The 16,754-nt window shown below is 57.5% G+C and carries 17 protein-coding genes; 6 read left to right on the top strand and 11 right to left on the bottom strand.

What is annotated here, in order from left to right; translation table 11 throughout:
* Window positions 1-46 precede the first annotated feature (46 nt).
* Window positions 47-823: an NAD(P)H-dependent oxidoreductase gene (locus tag LCH64_RS10150; RefSeq protein ID WP_226500147.1), complete on the top strand. Its 777-nt coding sequence runs from the start codon at window positions 47-49 to the stop codon at window positions 821-823.
* A gap of 57 nt (window positions 824-880) precedes the next feature.
* Here the strand turns inward: LCH64_RS10150 and LCH64_RS10145 are convergent, their stop codons facing one another.
* The 5 genes from LCH64_RS10145 to LCH64_RS10125 all read right to left on the bottom strand — a co-directional run bounded on the left by LCH64_RS10145 (window position 881) and on the right by LCH64_RS10125 (window position 3,973).
* The gene (locus LCH64_RS10145; protein ID WP_226500146.1) at window positions 881-1,900 is read right to left on the bottom strand and encodes an AbrB family transcriptional regulator; all 1,020 of its coding nucleotides are present in this window, start codon (window positions 1,898-1,900) and stop codon (window positions 881-883) included.
* 143 nt (window positions 1,901-2,043) lie between these two features.
* Window positions 2,044-2,466: an HD domain-containing protein gene (locus LCH64_RS10140; RefSeq protein ID WP_003226088.1), complete on the bottom strand. Its 423-nt coding sequence runs from the start codon at window positions 2,464-2,466 to the stop codon at window positions 2,044-2,046.
* A 74-nt stretch (window positions 2,467-2,540) separates the two neighbouring features.
* Window positions 2,541-2,861 carry a hypothetical protein gene (locus LCH64_RS10135; protein ID WP_226500145.1) on the bottom strand — a complete coding sequence of 107 codons (321 nt, stop codon included), beginning with the start codon at window positions 2,859-2,861 and terminating at the stop codon, window positions 2,541-2,543.
* A 202-nt stretch (window positions 2,862-3,063) separates the two neighbouring features.
* A complete protein-coding gene (locus LCH64_RS10130) occupies window positions 3,064-3,477 on the bottom strand; it encodes an MSCRAMM family adhesin SdrC (RefSeq protein WP_226500144.1) in 414 nt (137 codons plus the stop codon).
* 70 nt (window positions 3,478-3,547) lie between these two features.
* Window positions 3,548-3,973, bottom strand: coding sequence for a hypothetical protein (locus tag LCH64_RS10125; RefSeq protein WP_003226094.1), 426 nt, complete (start codon window positions 3,971-3,973; stop codon window positions 3,548-3,550).
* 605 nt (window positions 3,974-4,578) lie between these two features.
* On the opposite strand from LCH64_RS10125, the gene LCH64_RS10120 reads away from it, so the two are divergent.
* On the top strand, window positions 4,579-4,863 hold the full coding sequence (locus LCH64_RS10120; protein WP_226500143.1) for a fructose-bisphosphate aldolase: 285 nt from the start codon (window positions 4,579-4,581) through the stop codon (window positions 4,861-4,863).
* 70 nt (window positions 4,864-4,933) lie between these two features.
* Here the strand turns inward: LCH64_RS10120 and LCH64_RS10115 are convergent, their stop codons facing one another.
* The 6 genes from LCH64_RS10115 to LCH64_RS10085 all read right to left on the bottom strand — a co-directional run bounded on the left by LCH64_RS10115 (window position 4,934) and on the right by LCH64_RS10085 (window position 12,288).
* Window positions 4,934-5,377 carry a hypothetical protein gene (locus tag LCH64_RS10115; protein ID WP_226500142.1) on the bottom strand — a complete coding sequence of 148 codons (444 nt, stop codon included), beginning with the start codon at window positions 5,375-5,377 and terminating at the stop codon, window positions 4,934-4,936.
* Between the two features lie 406 nt (window positions 5,378-5,783).
* Complete coding sequence (locus LCH64_RS10110; RefSeq protein WP_226500141.1) at window positions 5,784-6,809, bottom strand: hypothetical protein; 1,026 nt, start codon at window positions 6,807-6,809, stop codon at window positions 5,784-5,786.
* A gap of 148 nt (window positions 6,810-6,957) precedes the next feature.
* A complete protein-coding gene (locus LCH64_RS10105) occupies window positions 6,958-7,506 on the bottom strand; it encodes a cupin domain-containing protein (protein ID WP_003226097.1) in 549 nt (182 codons plus the stop codon).
* Between the two features lie 397 nt (window positions 7,507-7,903).
* Window positions 7,904-9,187, bottom strand: a complete 1,284-nt coding sequence (locus tag LCH64_RS10100) for an FAD-binding oxidoreductase (protein WP_226500140.1) — start codon at window positions 9,185-9,187, stop codon at window positions 7,904-7,906.
* Between the two features lie 51 nt (window positions 9,188-9,238).
* Window positions 9,239-10,729 (bottom strand): aldehyde dehydrogenase, encoded by a 1,491-nt coding sequence (locus tag LCH64_RS10095; RefSeq protein WP_226500139.1) that lies wholly within the window; start codon window positions 10,727-10,729, stop codon window positions 9,239-9,241.
* A 182-nt stretch (window positions 10,730-10,911) separates the two neighbouring features.
* Entirely contained in the window at window positions 10,912-12,288 is a 1,377-nt protein-coding gene (locus LCH64_RS10085) for a glutamine synthetase family protein (protein ID WP_003226100.1), read from the bottom strand.
* A gap of 282 nt (window positions 12,289-12,570) precedes the next feature.
* Between LCH64_RS10085 and LCH64_RS10080 the strand changes: the two genes are divergently transcribed.
* From LCH64_RS10080 to LCH64_RS10065, 4 genes are all read left to right on the top strand, one after another.
* Window positions 12,571-13,332 carry a gamma-glutamyl-gamma-aminobutyrate hydrolase family protein gene (locus LCH64_RS10080; protein ID WP_226500138.1) on the top strand — a complete coding sequence of 254 codons (762 nt, stop codon included), beginning with the start codon at window positions 12,571-12,573 and terminating at the stop codon, window positions 13,330-13,332.
* A 369-nt stretch (window positions 13,333-13,701) separates the two neighbouring features.
* The gene (gene potA, locus LCH64_RS10075) at window positions 13,702-14,844 is read left to right on the top strand and encodes a polyamine ABC transporter ATP-binding protein (protein WP_003226103.1); all 1,143 of its coding nucleotides are present in this window, start codon (window positions 13,702-13,704) and stop codon (window positions 14,842-14,844) included.
* On the top strand, window positions 14,841-15,755 hold the full coding sequence (locus LCH64_RS10070) for an ABC transporter permease subunit (protein WP_003226104.1): 915 nt from the start codon (window positions 14,841-14,843) through the stop codon (window positions 15,753-15,755). Before potA ends, LCH64_RS10070 begins: the two co-directional genes overlap by 4 nt.
* Entirely contained in the window at window positions 15,752-16,627 is an 876-nt protein-coding gene (locus tag LCH64_RS10065) for an ABC transporter permease subunit (RefSeq protein WP_003226106.1), read from the top strand. Before LCH64_RS10070 ends, LCH64_RS10065 begins: the two co-directional genes overlap by 4 nt.
* Window positions 16,628-16,754: the final 127 nt, after the last annotated feature.

Here is a 16,754-nt window from a genome sequence, read left to right as displayed (position 1 = left end):
CCGATCAAGGATTGATCCTGCCTGCATTCAACCAAGGAGCTGCAACATGAATGTGCTACTGGTCTACGCCCACCCTGAACCCACCTCGCTCAATGGCTCGCTCAAGGACTTCACCGTCCAGCGCCTGCAAGCCGCCGGCCACACCGTGCAGGTCTCCGATCTCTACGCGATGAACTGGAAGACCACCCTCGACGCCGACGACGCCCCTGAACGCGACCGCAGCCGCCCGTTTGACGCCTCAGGCGATTCGAAACTGGCCTACGCCCAGGGCACCCAGGCCGCCGATATCGCCGCCGAGCAAGCAAAACTGCTCTGGGCCGACGCACTGATCCTGCAATTCCCACTGTGGTGGTTTTCCATGCCGGCGATTCTCAAGGGCTGGGTCGAGCGCGTGTACGCCTGCGGTTTTGCCTACGGCGTTGGCGAACACTCCGATTCGCGTTGGGGCGAGCGCTATGGCGAAGGGAAAATGAAAGGCAAGCGGGCGATGTTGATGGTCACCACCGGCGGCTGGGACTCGCACTACAGTCCGCGCGGGATCAACGGGCCGATTGATGACGTGCTGTTCCCGATCAATCACGGAATCCTCTACTACCCCGGTTTTGAGGTGGTGCCGCCGTTCGTGGCCTATCGAGTCGGTCGAATGGACGAGGCGACATTTGCCGCGACTTGCGAGGAACTGGGCACGCGGCTGGATGAATTGTGGAGCACGCGGCCGATTGCGTATCGACAGCAGAACGGCGGCGATTACGAGATTCCGGCGTTGACGCTGAAGGAAGGTATTGCACCAGGGCTTGAGGGCTTTGCCGCCCACATTCGGTAAAGATAACTGAACCTTTGTGGCGAGGGAGCTTGCTCCCTCCCCACAGGGGGGTGTGCTTCAGACTTCCTCCCGCGCCCGCCGCACCTGCACCAGCAACGCCGGCGCAAAGTGCAGCAGCACCATCCGCGCCAGGTGGTGCGTGAGGATAAACACCACATTCAACCCGCCGGCAAACGCGACAATCGCAATCGTCTCGATCGCCCCCGGCATGTACGCCAGCCACAGCGATAGCGGATCACTGCCCAGCCACCGCGCCGCCACTTCGGCGAAAAGCGCCGCCACCACGATCATCAGCCCCACCGACACCAACGCCGTCCGCCCGTGCCGCCCCAATTCCGCAAGGCCGAGCCCCTGAAAGCGCGAACCGATCCGCACGCCAAGAATCAGCGCCGCCAGATTCAGGCTCCAGTCCGGCATGTGGAAGCCGTGCAGCCATCCCGATTTCACAAACACCGCAGTGAGCAGAATCGCCGTCAACATGAACGGCGCCGGCACGCCGATCACCAACAGCAAGCGCCCGATGACGATGCTCAAGCCGATCAGCGCCAGCACCGTCAACGCCATGCCCGTGCTCAATGGAGCGCTTTCCATCACGGCCACCGAGGCCTGCCCGGGAATCAAGAAGCTCACCAACACCGTGATCAACAGCAAGCGCATCAGGTGGACGATGATGACTTTGCTCGAAGCCTTTTCCGATTCGAGCAAATCAAACACTGCCGCCAGTGCGCCGGGGTACACCGCCAACAGCGCATCGGTGCGATTCCATCCAGCGCCGCGGGTCAGCCACCATCCGGCGAGGGCAATCTGCACGGTCAGGCATATCAGCAGAACGCCGAGGCTCGGCAGCATCGCCGAAGCCGTCGCACTGTCCCACGCCTCGAACATCAGCCCGGTAGCGATGCCCAGCGTGACCTGGATGTAGCCCAAACCATAAGGCGTCGCGGGGGCAAACCCGAACCTGGTGGCGACCAATGCGGTGACAAGAATCGCCCCCAGCAACAAGCCATGAGGGACACCACTGACCTGCAACGCAGCGCCAACGGCAGCCGCGATCAACAAACACAGAATCGATTTCATATTTTCGCCTTCCTGGCTATTTCCCTGAGGTATTCCACTCCCCTGTAGGAGCTGCCGCAGGCTGCGATCTTTTGACTTTGATTTTTAGAAGCAAGATCAAAAGATCGCAGCCTTCGGCAGCTCCTACAGGGGGGTATCCCTTCTTACGCGCGCAACCGCCCAATCGCCCGCCGATACTTCTCGACCCGTTCCAGATCCTCCCAACTCGGCGAGGCGATCCGCGACAGGTCGCTGTTCTCTTCCAGATCCGCCAGTTTCACCACCCGGCCAATCGGGTTCTGCGCAGCACGCTCGACGAAATCCTCGTAGGATTCGCCGGGCACTTTGGTCACTGATTCAATCGCCGTCAGCACCTCTTCGCTGAAACCTTCCTTGCGCAAGTCATCGAGGCTGACGCCGCAATCCTCGACCACATCGTGCAACACGGCGACGATGCGTTCTTCCAGCGAGTTCATGCGCAACATGACTTTCAGCGGATGCAGAATGTACGGCGCACCGCCCTTGTCCACCTGCCCGGTGTGGGCGGTGGCGGCGATGGCGATAGCGCGTTCGAGGGTTTGAGTCATGCGAGTCTCCGTGGTTTAAACGCCGTAACGGCCGCCGACATGGATGTTGCGTTTGAGCCAGTTGCCGATAGTTTTCAAGCGCCCACTGGCTGGGAATGTTGTTCAAGAATCACGGAAACCAATATCGCCTGATCCGCCCCCGGATGCGCATCGATCACCTGCGCCACCCACGCACAATCGGCTTTCTGCAGATGCTCACGCCACTCGCCGGGCCACGCGTCCAGCTCATCCAGCGCCAGCCACCGCGCCCCGCCCTGATTGGCATGCCCGCCGCCAATCGATTGCTCGAAACAGAACGGCGTCGCCGGTCGGGACAAGTCGATGCTGAAGATGTAGATGTCTTGAGTGGGGTGCTGCGGCGTGGGGGCGTTGTTGCGGCTGCCGATTTCGATCATGCGCGGTTCCGTCCGTGGGTGAGGCGTTACAACTTGTTTCGCAGTCTACGACGTGGTGTCGATGGGGGGAACCTTTGGCGATGAACCGGGTTGTGACAAGTGAAAAGTTTGACTGGGCAGTCCGGGAATTGCGTTTCAGTCGCCCAGAAAAAAGGGACACCGTTGGGTGTCCCTTTTTTGCGTTTGGATTCAGGCCGACGGATCAGCGCTTCATGGCTTCGCACTGATTGCGCAGATCATGATCGCCGATTGACGAACAACTACTGCCTTTCTTCGCTTCACAAAAGGCACGTTGGTCATGATCACCAATGCTTGAACAAGAACTGCCTTTCTCCGCTTCGCAGGCCGAGCGCATGTCATGGTCGCCAATGGACGAACAACTACTACCCTTTTTGGCCTCGCAATAAGCACGCTGGTCATGATCGCCGATGCTTGAACACGAACTGCCTTTCTCCGCTTCGCAGGCCGAACGCATGTCGTGATCGCCGATGGAAGAACAGCTGCTGCCTTCCTGCCTGGCCTGGCAATAACTGCGTTTGTCGTGATCACTGATGCTGGAACAACTGGCGGAAACGTAGCCGCTGAACAGCAACAACATCGCAAGAATAAGTTTCATCTCACACTTCCCTGGATTGCCAGGAAACAGCCTGGCACTGCTTGATGCAATCACTGAGCGATTTATTGCTTCAACGTTTCATGGCTTCGCACCGGGTGCGCAGGTCATGGTCGCCAATATTTCCGCAACTGCCGCCGCCGGTCGTGGCATTGCAATAAGCTCGTTGATCATGGTCATCGATGTTCCCGCAAGAACTGCCGCCCTGCTCCGCGTTGCACCGCGCACGCAAGTCGTGATCATCGATATTGCCGCAACTGCTGCCGCTCTTTTTGGCGTTGCAGTAGGCGCGCTGGTCATGGTCGTCGATATTGCCGCAGGAACTGCCGCCCATCTCCGCGTTACACGCCGCCCGCATATCGTGATTGTCGATATTGCCGCAACTGCTGCCGCTCTCCCTGGCATTGCAATAGGCCCGCTGATCGTGGTCATCGATGTTGCCGCAACTGGCGAACGTGTAGCTGCTGAACATCAACAACATGGCGAGTAATAGTCTCATCACACACTTCCCTGGGTTGCCAGGAATCAGCCTGGCACTGCTTGATCCATTCTCAATGAGCGTCGCGACACGCCATCAAATTGACATCGGTTTTTAGGAAAGTTCAAACAGGCAAACAAGATCAGCGCAGATTTTTGAGTCTGAAAAATGGGTAGGAAAACACCACCTGTGGCGAGGGAGCTTGCTCCCGCTGGACTGCGAAGCAGACCCAAAACCGGCCAGTCCTTTTCTCCAGGTTCACCGCATGCGCCGGAATACGCCGACTGCGTCGCCGAGCGGGAGCAAGCTCCCTCGCCACAGGGTTGGGTTGGCGTCCTACAGGTCGGTTGTGGTGGCTGAAATGGATGACTAGAGTGGTGTTGTCGCTGACTTTTCAGAGACAGGGTTTCGCAGCCCCGACGATACGTGTAGTAACCTAGCGCCCCCAAAAAACGGTGGCGGTCGCATCAGCGTCCGAAAATCCGTTCAATGGTGGCTGTGTGTGGGAGACCTTCGGGTCTGCCGGGTTCCTCGTATCCTCGGTCTGCGAACCCGCACATAGCTACCACCCTTCGACTCGCAGCGAATGGCAGTAGCTTCTCTCCCGGATACGAGGAAGTTTACTTATGCCAAGTGATAAACCGCTTCACGACTACGCAAAAATGTCTCACCCCGCCACCGACCACCCCGTCCTATTCATAGACGCCAATGCCCCACTACGCGACCTCCACTCCTGCGTCGCCGAACGCCTCAACGCCGCCCTCAAATACCTCGACCTCATCGCTTGCGCACATTTTTCCGATCACGCCGAACAAGACATCAACACCGCGACCAATATCGCTAGGATTATGGTCCAGGATGTGAGCGATGTGTTTCGGGTGATTGAGCTGCGGGGGTTCGATAAAAGTTAAATTTTTGGTCAAGAAGGGGCTATCAGAAAACAGCCCCTTTTTACCGCCTACATTGAGCGACTCCCGACAACTACAACGAAGGCATTTTAGCCGCCAAATTCCCACCTACACTGACACCGTATTGCTCTTGTATCGACTTCAACACAATACCTACCTTCTTCCTCATAACTGCCAAATTCGCAGACATCTCGATTGGCGACGTCATTGCGGAAGTATTATTCATATAATCCCTACAAGCATCTCGAATCAATTTAATGCTGTCATAAAGCTTATCACCAACCGGGATCTTATCGAGTTTAGCTCCCAACTCAGCTCTTACTTCCTTTAAAGACTCAACGACGTACTTATGATCTTCAAACATAGCATGAACGTAAAAAACACCTTTTCCCTCCATAAAATCAACCATGCTTTGGGCAAGTTGAGCTTCGTCAGTATTTTTACGTGCAAACGCTAACGGAGATGCATTGGAACGCAACAATGCACGAATCATTTCTTCATGTTTCTTTTTCCACATCCGCAATTCGTCAGCGTGGAAATCGGCACCATTATTCTTATCTATCAAATCGCTACAGTTGGCACAAAGCCATAAGCCATTAGACTGGCTCTTTCGGTCATCAGGCGTCTGTTTATCATCATAACGAGGACCTCCCGGTGCAGCAGCGCAAATATGACAAGCGCGTCCTTTTTTTCAAAACCATATCTGGATTTTTTTCTGCAGGCCCAATAGTAATGCTATTGCATTCTGGATTACTGCACATATGACCTGCGCGCTCTGCTAACCTACGCGGCACCCCAGTGGAGAAGTTATCTCGGCCCACGATTAATCCTTTTCGAGTTTGAAAATCAACCCACCCAGTGAGTTGGAGTTATTAAGCGGCAAGTTGGAACTCACCCAGATTCACACTTCAGCTAAAAAATCATTACTTCTCGACAATTTTAATTTCACCTAGCAATCTTCTACTTCGACTGAACACCTCTAAAACCTTGGTAACCTCGAAGTCGGGATCATCATTGAACTGATTCAAAAACCAATTAATCGATCCACTATCCATTTGCTTATCCACTCGAAAATTCCAAAACCAGTTTTTATTAGCGGCATCCCTTCTTGCTAGCGCCATTCTTATTTGTTCATCAATGGACTTGAATTTTTCTAGAAAAACTCTAACTTTCCTCACTATTAGCTCGCAGGACTTATCATCAACACTACCCGCCAATATATACTCATAAACCAGACTAACCATATAACAGCTTATTGCCTGCCTACAAAAATAATAATCATTATGCAAAGAATTGAAGTCAATAGCGATCGAATTACCTAAATTATCAACACCTCCGATCAAGCCCGGCCACTGGCACATTTTTTTTATAAAATGATTATAGGACCGATAAATCTGCCGTCGAATGTCTACTAGATTTGTGATGTACGCTGCACTCCTAACTTCCGAAACCGAAATATGACCAAGCTCATCATTAATCTCACTAAAAAAGTCCTGGACAGAAATCAACCCCTCCACAAACTCCTGTTCTTTAAAATAAAAAGCCTGATTCAGCAAATCTGTTCGCATTGAATTTATCGATAGAAAAATCGCATTTGTAACAAGCTGGAACTCTGACATAACCTTACTTGCAAAATACTGATTCACCTCTGAAAAAATTGAATCAACAACTGCAACCATATTTACTGCTTCGAAACCCTCATGACTTTTAAATCCTGTTTCTCCTTTAATGATCGACGATATTTTTCCATTTTTGTACCTCATATAGCTTTCCGGAGAAATACCGAGCACAAGGATTTGCTCTCCAAACAACCCTTCCGTTTTGTCCAGTAGCTTTTGGTATAAATCAGAGTCCAGTTGAACTCCCTGCACCTCCGACACGCACTCGCTTCTGATCGGCGAAATAGAAATTCCAAAGTATTGGTTTATTTTTTCTAACATCTCAAACATGCTCCTTCACAAAAAACTGTAAAAATGATGGCACAAAGTCATCATTGAAGAGAGTACCTGAAAACGTTAAGGATCCAAATTTCAGATACAAAAAAACCGCAATCCTGCGGTTTTTAGGTCTGTTTGTAAGATCGGCCGAGGGGTTTCCTCAAAAATTCGCCGGCGTATTCGCACTAATAATCTCCGCCTCATCCGCCCCGATATTCCGAAACTTATGCGGCAGCGTCGTCGGAAAGTAATACCCATCCCCCGCATTCAACACGCTCACTTGCCCGTCCACGGTCAACTCCACCGTTCCACGCGTAACAAGCCCACACTCCTCGCCTTCCGCATGCACGATTGGCTCTTCGCCGGAGCTCGCGCCCGGGGCGTATTGCTCGCGCAGCAGGCGCATCTGGCGGCTTGGGACGGAGGCGCCGATCAGGAGCAGGCGCAGGCCGTGGCGGCCGAGGTCGGGTTGTTCGTTGGCGCGAAAGACGTATTGGTGTTCGCGCGGAGGCTGGTCGAAGGTGAAGAAGTCGGCCAGGGACATGGGGATGCCTTCGAGCAGCTTTTTCAGGGAGCTGACGGAGGGGCTGACGCGATTCTGTTCGATCAGGGAGATGGTGGCATTGGTCACGCCGCTACGCCGGGCCAGCTCGCGCTGGGAGAGTTTGTAGCTTTCGCGTACTAGTTTGAGTCGAGAACCCGTATCCATGACAGCCTTATGTGAGTAGTACTTAAGGGCAATGGGGGTGGGTGGCGGGTGCCGCGCAAGGCGCGCGGATCACGTTGCTCCCGTGTCCCGGAACCGTGAAAGGCGGCTATTAAATCACGTTTGCCGGTGTTGCTCAGCAGGTTCGATGGACGGTGGGATAAAAGTCCTTCTGGCCTTGGTAATACCGCCACTGTGGGAGCGGGCTTGCTCGCGAAAGCGCTGTGTCAGACGACATGTGCGTTGGCTGAACTGGCCCCTTCGCGAGCAAGCCCGCTCCCACAGTTGGATCTGTTTTGTGTCATTTGGCTTGTTAGCGGTTGTCAGGCCGCCATCGGCGGTGTTGCTACAGCATTAAAAAAACCGGCGGGGTCTTGGGGGCCGCCGCCGGGGAGGTAACTTAGATGCCGAAACGGTCGCGCAGCGAGTAGTAGACGGCGCCGAGGGCGGTCAACGGGGCGGAGAAGGTGCGGCCGCCGATCATGGGCATGTGCGGCAACGAGGCGAACGCGTCGAAGCGTTCGGCGTCGCCGCGGATCATCTCCGAGATCAGTTTGCCGGCCAGGTGCGAGCAAGTGACGCCGTGGCCGCTGTAGCCTTGCATGTAGTAGGCGTTTTTCTCGATGCGGCCGAATTGCGGCATGCGTGACATGGTCAGCAGGAAATTGCCGGTCCAGCGGTAATCGATTTTCACGTCCTTGAGCTGCGGGAAGGTCTTGAGGATCTTCGGGCGGATCAGCTGTTCGATGTCATCCGGTTCGCGCGCGCCGTAGACCACGCCGCCGCCGTACAGCAGACGGTTGTCGGCCGTGAGGCGGTAGTAATCCAGCAGGTAGTTGCAGTCTTCGACGCAGTAGTTGTTGGTGATCAGGCTGCGCGCCTGCTTCTCGGTCAGTGGCTCGGTGACGACGATCTGCGAGCCGCAGGGCATGCTTTTCGCGGTCACGCGGTTGTCCAGACCTTGCGGCAGGTAGGCGTTGCCGGCGATCAGCAGGTACTTGGCGCGCACCTGGCCTTTGGCGGTACGCACGACGTTCGGCTCGCCGTATTTGATCTCCACGGCAGCCGATTGCTCGTAGATCTTGCCGCCCAGGCGCACGATGGCCGCGGCTTCACCGAGGGCCAGGTTCAGCGGATGCACGTGACCGCCCTGCATGTCCAGCAGGCCGCCAACGTAGGCGTCGGAGCCGACTTCGCGACGGATGTCAGCGGCATCGAGCATCTGCAGATTCTTGTTGCCGTAACGTTCCCAACTGCGCTTCTGCTCGGCCAGACCGTTGAGTTGTTTTTTGTTCATCGCTGCAAAGATGCCGCCCGGGCGGTAGTCGCATTTGATGTCGTATTCCTTGATGCGCGAACGGATGATGTCGGCGCCTTCGAAGATCATGCTGCCGAGGATTTCCGCGGTCTTGTCGCCGTAGCGTTCTTCGATCACATCGACGTCGCGGCTGTAAGAGTTGACCAATTGCCCGCCGTTGCGACCGCTGGCGCCATAGCCGACTTTCGCCGCTTCCAGCACCGTCACTTTGTAGCCGGCCTCAGTGAGGAACAGCGCCGAGGACAGGCCGGTGTAGCCGGCGCCGATGATGCAGACATCGCACTCGACCGACTCTTCAAGGGTCGGGAAGTCGATGACTTCGTTGCGGGTGGCGGCGTAGTAGCTGTTGACGTGTTGTTGCTTCATTTTATTGTTCTCCGAGGGTCGCCCGTAGGAGCGACCACCGTTGTAAAAGAGTTAGAGCTTGATCCAGGTCGCTTTCAGCTCGGTGTACTTGTCGAACGCGTGCAGCGATTTGTCGCGACCGTTGCCCGACTGTTTGAAGCCACCGAACGGCGCAGTCATGTCGCCGCCGTCGTACTGATTGACCCAGACGCTGCCGGCGCGCAGGCCACGGGCGAAGGTATGCGCCTTGCTCAGGTTGCTGGTCCAGACACCAGCGGCGAGACCGAAGATGCTGTCGTTGGCGATCTGCAGCGCTTCTTCAACGGTGTCGAAGGTGATCAGCGACAGCACCGGGCCGAAGATTTCTTCGCGGGCGATGGTCATCGCATTGGTTACGCCATCGAAGATCGCCGGTTGCACATAGAGGCCACCGGTTTCTTCGAGGGTACGCTGGCCGCCGGCGATCAACTCGGCGCCCTGCTCGCGACCGATGCTGATGTAGCGCAGCACGTTGTCCAGTTGACGCTGATCAACCACCGCGCCGACGGTGGTCGCAGGATCCAGTGCGTGCCCCGGTTTCCACGCTTGCAGCGCTTCCACCAGCAGCGGAATGAATTGCTCGCGGATCGAACGTTCGACCAGCAGACGCGAACCGGCGGTGCACACTTCGCCCTGGTTGAAAGCGATGGCGCCAGCCGCAGCCTGGGCTGCCGCGCGCAAGTCCGGGGCGTCGGCGAACACCACGTTTGGGCTCTTGCCACCGGCTTCGAGCCAGACGCGTTTCATGTTGCTCTGGCCGGCATAAATCATCAGTTGCTTGGCAATCGCCGTGGAGCCGGTGAAGGCCAGCACGTCGACGTCCATGTGCAGCGCCAGCGCCTTGCCGACGGTGTGGCCGAAGCCCGGCAGGACGTTGAACACGCCTTTCGGGATGCCCGCCTCCAGCGCAAGTTGCGCGATGCGGATTGCGGTCAGTGGCGATTTTTCCGAAGGCTTGAGGATGAACGAGTTGCCGGCGGCCAGGGCCGGGGCGAATTTCCAGCTGGCCATGATCAGCGGGAAGTTCCACGGCACGATGGCGGCGACGACGCCGGACGGCTCGCGTGTCACCAGGCCAAGTTGATCGTGCGGCGTGGCGGCAACTTCATCGTAGATCTTGTCGATCGCTTCGGCGCTCCAGCGGATCGCGTTGGCGGTCGCCGGGATGTCGATGCTCATCGAGTCGCTGATCGGTTTGCCCATGTCGAGGGTTTCCAGCAGCGCCAGTTCTTCCTGGTGTTGCAGGATCAGATCGGCGAAGCGGATCAGGATGCGTTTGCGCTCGGCCGGAGCTTTGTTGGCCCACACGCCGGAGTTGAAAGATTGGCGCGCGACTTCGACGGCGAGGTTGGCGTCGGCTTCATCGGTGCTGGCCACGGAGGCGAGAAAACGGCCGTCGACGGGGCTCAGGCATTCGAAGGTGGCGCCGCTGATCGCCGGGCGATATTCACCGTTGATGAACGCGCGGGATTCGATGGTCAGGGACTGGAAGCGTTGTTCCCAGTCGTTGCGTGTGGTGGTCATGGTTGTGGCTCGACAAGGGGGTGGATGACGGGCGAACACCCGTCAATCGAATTGGGTAACCGAATCCCCTGTGGGAGCGGGCTTGCTCGCGAAGGCGTCGTTACATCCAGCGTCTTCATTGCGAGGCACACCGCTTTCGCGAGCAAGCCCGCTCCCACATTGGGTCGGTGTTGGTCTGCAAATCAGACCGTATGCAGATACCAGTTGTACTCAAGGTCAGAGATCGAGTTCTCGAACTCGGCCAGCTCGCTTTCCTTGCACGCGACGAACACGTCGATGTACATCGGGTCGATGTAGCGGGCCATGACTTCGCTGTCGTCCAGCTCGCGCAACGCGTCGCGCAGGTTGTTCGGCAGGCTCTGTTCGTTCTGCTCGTAGCTGTTGCCTTCAACGGGCGCGCCTGGCTCGATCTGGTTGGTCAGGCCGTGGTGAATACCGGCCAGCACCGAAGCCATCAGCAGGTACGGGTTGGCGTCGGCGCCGGCAACACGATGCTCGATGCGCACGGCGTCGGCCGAACCGGTTGGCACACGGACTGCTACGGTGCGGTTGTCGATGCCCCAGCTCGGCGAGTTCGGCACGTAGAACTGCGCACCAAAACGGCGGTACGAGTTGACGTTCGGGCAGAGGAAAGCCATTTGCGCAGGCAGGGTCTCCAGCACACCGCCGATCGCGTGTCGCAGTGCGGCGTTCTGCTCGGGATCCTCGCTGGCGAAGATGTTGTTGCCTTCTTTGTCCAGGATCGAAATGTGCACGTGCAGACCGTTGCCCGCCTGACCCGGATACGGCTTGGCCATGAAGGTGGTGTCCATCTCGTGGTCGTAGGCGATGTTCTTCACCAGACGCTTGAGCAGAACAGCGTAGTCGCAGGCCTTGATCGGGTCGGAGACGTGATGCAGGTTGACTTCGAATTGCGCCGGGGCGCTTTCCTTGACGATGGCGTCAGCCGGAATGCCCTGCTCTTTCGCGCCTTCGAGGATGTCTTGCAGGCAGTCGACGTATTCGTCGAGATCGTCGATCAGATACACCTGAGTCGACACCGGACGCTTGCCGGAGACCGGCGAACGTGGCGACTGCGGACGGCCGTTCACGTTGTCCTGGTCGATCAGGTAGAACTCCAATTCGAACGCGGCGCAAATGGTCAGGCCCAGTTCATCGAACTTGCGCACGACGTTGGCCAGCACTTCACGCGGATCGGCGAAGAACGGCTCGCCTTCGATCTCGTGCATGGTCATCAGCAGTTGTGCGGTTGGACGCTTCTGCCACGGCTCGATGCTCAGGGTGCCCGGGATCGGGTAGCAGATGCGGTCGGCGTCGCCGATGTCCAGACCCAGGCCGGTGCTTTCCACCGTGGAGCCATTGATATCCAGAGCAAAAAGAGAGGCCGGCAGGTTGATGCCTTTCTCGTAAACCTTATGGAGGCTGGTGCGTTCGATGCGCTTGCCGCGCACCACACCGTTCATATCCGCAATCAGAAGGTCGACGTACAAAACCTCAGGATATTTCTTAAGGAATGCGTTTGCTTCGTTGAGTTGAACGGTACGCAGAGGGACCGACATGATGCACCTATTTAGCTGTTAATTATTATGTTCACTGCTGTTTCGCCGAGCCAGTCAATCCGAAAGGCAAAGTGAAGTCAATAGCGAACAACTGGCCGCTCAGCGTTTATTTTTCGGGCTTTTTTTAACACCCACGTGCCAATGCAGGCGCCACAAGGCCGGGAATCATGAAGATTTGATGAACGGCGTTTAGAATTTTTTACATGGCAGTTGTTAATTAAAATCAACGAGGCTAAGCTCCGGAAAAGCTCGTTCAAGTGTCAAACTTCGAGGTGAATAAAAATGGCATTCAAGCCATTGATCGGCGTTACTGCGTGCGTCAAACAGATTGGCCTGCACCCCTATCACATCAGCGGCGACAAATACGTTCGCGCTGTCAGCGTTGCGGCGCTGGGGCTGCCGGTGGTCATTCCTTCCCTTGGCAAAATGACTGAAATCGAAGACCTGCTCGGTCAACTCGACGGTCTGTTGCTGACCGGCTCGCCCTCGAACGTGGAACCCTTCCACTATCAAGGCCCGGCCAGCGAACCCGGCACGGATCACGATCCGGCGCGGGACGCCACCACCCTTCCTCTATTGCGTGCAGCCATTGCGGCGGGCGTTCCGGTACTCGGCATCTGCCGTGGCTTCCAGGAAATGAACGTGGCCTTCGGCGGCAGCCTGCACCAGAAAGTGCATGAGCTGCCGGGCATGCTCGATCACCGCGAAGCCGACAGCCCGGACGTGGCCGTGCAGTACGCACCGGCGCATGCTGTGAGCGTGCTCGCTGGCGGTGTGTTCGAGGCGCTGGAGTTGCCGCGCGAGTTTCAGGTCAACTCGATTCACAGTCAGGGCATCGACCGCCTCGCGCCCGGCCTGCGTGCCGAAGCGGTGGCGCCGGATGGCCTGATCGAGGCGATCTCGGTCGAGCACAGCCCGACCTTCGCCCTCGGCGTGCAGTGGCACCCGGAATGGCAGGTGCTGGACAACCCGAACTACCTGCGGATTTTCCAGGCGTTCGGCGAGGCTTGCCGGCAACGGGCGGCGCGACGCAACCAGCGCTGACTCAACCCAGGATTTCAAAACTGTTTACTGCCCCCACGGGGTCGGCGGTTGCGCGTGTGCGCATCCGTCATCCGTGAAAACAACAAACCGTAATAACAACAAGTACGACCCAGGCAGCCAGGACGGCGGCGCCGACCAAGCCGGATCGTAGGAGCAGTGCCCGTCAGGACAACGCAAAACCCTGTGGGAGCGGGCTTGCTCGCGAAAGTGGTGTGTCAGGCACTAACGATGTCGACTGATACGACGCCTTCGCGAGCAAGCCCGCTCCCACAGGGGAATGTGATCCGACAGGAAATGCGCTTACAGGCTTGCAATCCACTTAAGCCCGGCCACGTTGGCCGAGCGAACGAAACCTGTTGGGAGTTTCACATGGCAAACGCCTCCAGCACTTACCGGAAGGCACTTGAAGGCCACCAGCAACCGAAAAAGGTTCTGGTGAAAGTCGATCGTGTCACCAAGAAGTTCGACGAAACCACGGCAGTGGACGATGTGTCCCTGGAGATCCATCAGGGCGAAATCTTTGCCCTGCTCGGTGGCTCCGGTTCGGGCAAATCGACCCTGCTGCGCATGCTCGCCGGTTTCGAGCGCCCAACCGAAGGGCGGATTCTGCTCGACGGTGTGGATATCACCGACATGCCGCCGTACGAGCGGCCGATCAACATGATGTTCCAGTCCTACGCGCTGTTTCCGCACATGACTGTGGCGCAGAACATCGCCTTCGGCCTCAAGCAGGACCGTTTGCCGGCCAGCGAAATCGATGCCCGTGTCGAAGAGATGCTGCGCCTGGTGCACATGACCCAATACGCCAAACGCAAACCCCATCAGCTGTCCGGCGGCCAGCGCCAGCGCGTTGCCCTCGCCCGCTCGTTGGCCAAGCGTCCGAAGCTGTTGCTGCTCGACGAGCCGATGGGTGCACTGGATAAAAAACTGCGTTCGCAGATGCAGCTGGAGCTGGTGCAAATCATCGAGCGCGTCGGCGTGACCTGCGTGATGGTGACCCACGACCAGGAAGAGGCCATGACCATGGCCGAGCGCATCGCGATCATGCACCTCGGCTGGATCGCCCAGATCGGCAGCCCGGTGGACATCTATGAAGCGCCGGTGAGCCGCATGGTCTGCGAATTCATCGGCAACGTGAACGCCTTCGACGGCACCGTGGTGGAGGACCTTGAAGGTCACGCGATCATCCACAGCCCGGACCTGCAACAGAAGATCTACGTCGGCCACGGCGTCAGCACGTCGGTGCAGGACAAGTCGATCACCTACGCGATCCGTCCGGAAAAAATGCTCGTCAGCACCATCAAACCCGAAGTCCGCTACAACTGGTCCGAAGGCAAGGTGCATGACATCGCCTACCTCGGCGGCCACTCGGTGTTCTACGTCGAGCTGCCGGGCGGCAAGATCGTCCAGTCGTTCATGGCCAACGCCGAACGCCGTGGCGCGCGTCCGACCTGGGACGACAAGGTCTACGTGTGGTGGGAAGACGACAGCGGCGTGGTATTGCGCTCATGAGAACCTTCAATCAGCAATTCCTGCGCCTGGTGCCCAGCGGGCGAAAGTTCGTCATCGGCATCCCGTTCATCTGGCTGTTCCTGTTCTTCATGTTGCCGTTTTTCCTGGTGATGAAGATCAGCTTCTCGGAAGCCGCGCTGTCGATCCCGCCGTACTCGGAGATCTACACCTACGCCGAACAGAAATTCCAGCTGATGCTGAACATCGGCAACTACACCATGCTCGGCGAAGACGAGCTGTACCTGTCGGCCTACCTCGGTTCGCTGAAAGTCGCGGCGCTGAGCACGATGATGTGCCTGGTGATCGGTTTCCCGATGGCCTATGCGATCACCAAGGCGAGCAAGGAAGCGCAAAACGTCCTGCTGCTGTTGATCATGATGCCGACCTGGACCGCGATCCTGATCCGTGTTTACGCGTGGATGGGCATCCTCAGCAACAACGGTCTGCTCAACGCGTTTCTGATGTGGACTGGGCTCACCGATCACCCGATCGAGATCCTCAACACCAACACCGCCGTGTATATCGGCGTGGTGTATGCGTACCTGCCATTCATGGTGCTGCCGCTGTACGCCAACCTGGTGAAGCACGATGGCAGTCTGTTGGAAGCCGCGTCGGATCTGGGTTCGAGCAACTTCAACAACTTCTGGAAAATCACCGTGCCGCTGGCCAAGAACGGGATTATTGCCGGCTGCATGCTGGTGTTCATTCCAGTGGTCGGCGAGTTCGTGATCCCGGAACTGCTGGGTGGCCCGGAGACGCTGATGATCGGTCGCGTGCTGTGGCAAGAGTTCTTCAATAACCGCGACTGGCCGGTGGCGTCTGCGCTGGCGGTGGTGATGCTGTTGATCCTGATTGTGCCGATTCTGCTGTTCAACCGCAGCCAGGCCAAAGAGATGGAGGCACGGGGATGAAACGCTTCGGTTTTTCCAAGTTCATGTTGATCTTCGGCCTGATGTTCATTTATCTGCCGATGCTGATTCTGGTGATCTACTCGTTCAACGCCTCGAAACTGGTGACGGTGTGGGGCGGCTGGTCGGTGAAGTGGTACGTCGGCCTGCTCGACAACACGCAGCTGATGGGCTCGGTGGTGCGCTCGCTGGAAATCGCCTGCTACACCGCCATCGCTGCAGTGGCGCTGGGCACCCTCGCCGCCTTCGTGCTGACGCGAGTGACGCGCTTCAAGGGTCGCACGCTGTTTGGCGGTCTGGTCACCGCGCCACTGGTGATGCCTGAGGTAATCACCGGTCTGTCGCTGTTGCTGCTGTTCGTGGCGATGGCGCAGTTGATCGGCTGGCCGCAGGAGCGTGGCATCGTCACGATCTGGATCGCTCACACCACGTTTTGTGCCGCCTATGTGGCGGTGGTAGTCTCCGCCCGCCTGCGTGAACTGGATCTGTCGATCGAAGAAGCCGCGATGGATCTGGGGGCCAAGCCGTTCAAGGTGTTTTTCCTGATCACCATTCCAATGATCGCGCCGTCGCTGGCAGCGGGCGGGATGATGTCGTTCGCCCTGTCGCTGGATGACCTGGTGCTGGCGAGCTTCGTCTCCGGCCCGGGCTCGACCACGCTGCCGATGGAAGTGTTCTCGGCGGTGCGCCTGGGCGTGAAGCCTGAGATCAACGCGGTGGCTAGCCTGATTCTGCTGGCGGTGTCGCTGGTGACCTTCCTGGTCTGGTACTTCGGCCGCAAGGCAGAAGCCAACCGCAAGAAGGCGATTCAGGAAGCGATGGATCAGACAGCGAATGAGTCGTGGCAGCAGCCGCAACGCGCCGCGACTGCCTAAGCAGCACCGATGAACAACTGTGGCGAGGGAGCTTGCTCCCGCTTGAGTGCGTAGCGCTCACAAGATTTTTGGGGCTGCTTCGCAGCCCAGCGGGAGCAAGCTCCCTCGCCACAGGCTTTATGTACAC

The sequence above is a fragment of the Pseudomonas sp. MWU16-30322 genome, assembly GCF_020515535.1.
Classification (GTDB): Bacteria; Pseudomonadota; Gammaproteobacteria; order Pseudomonadales; family Pseudomonadaceae; genus Aquipseudomonas; species Aquipseudomonas fluorescens_H.
This window is presented reverse-complemented; position numbering and strand designations above follow the sequence as displayed.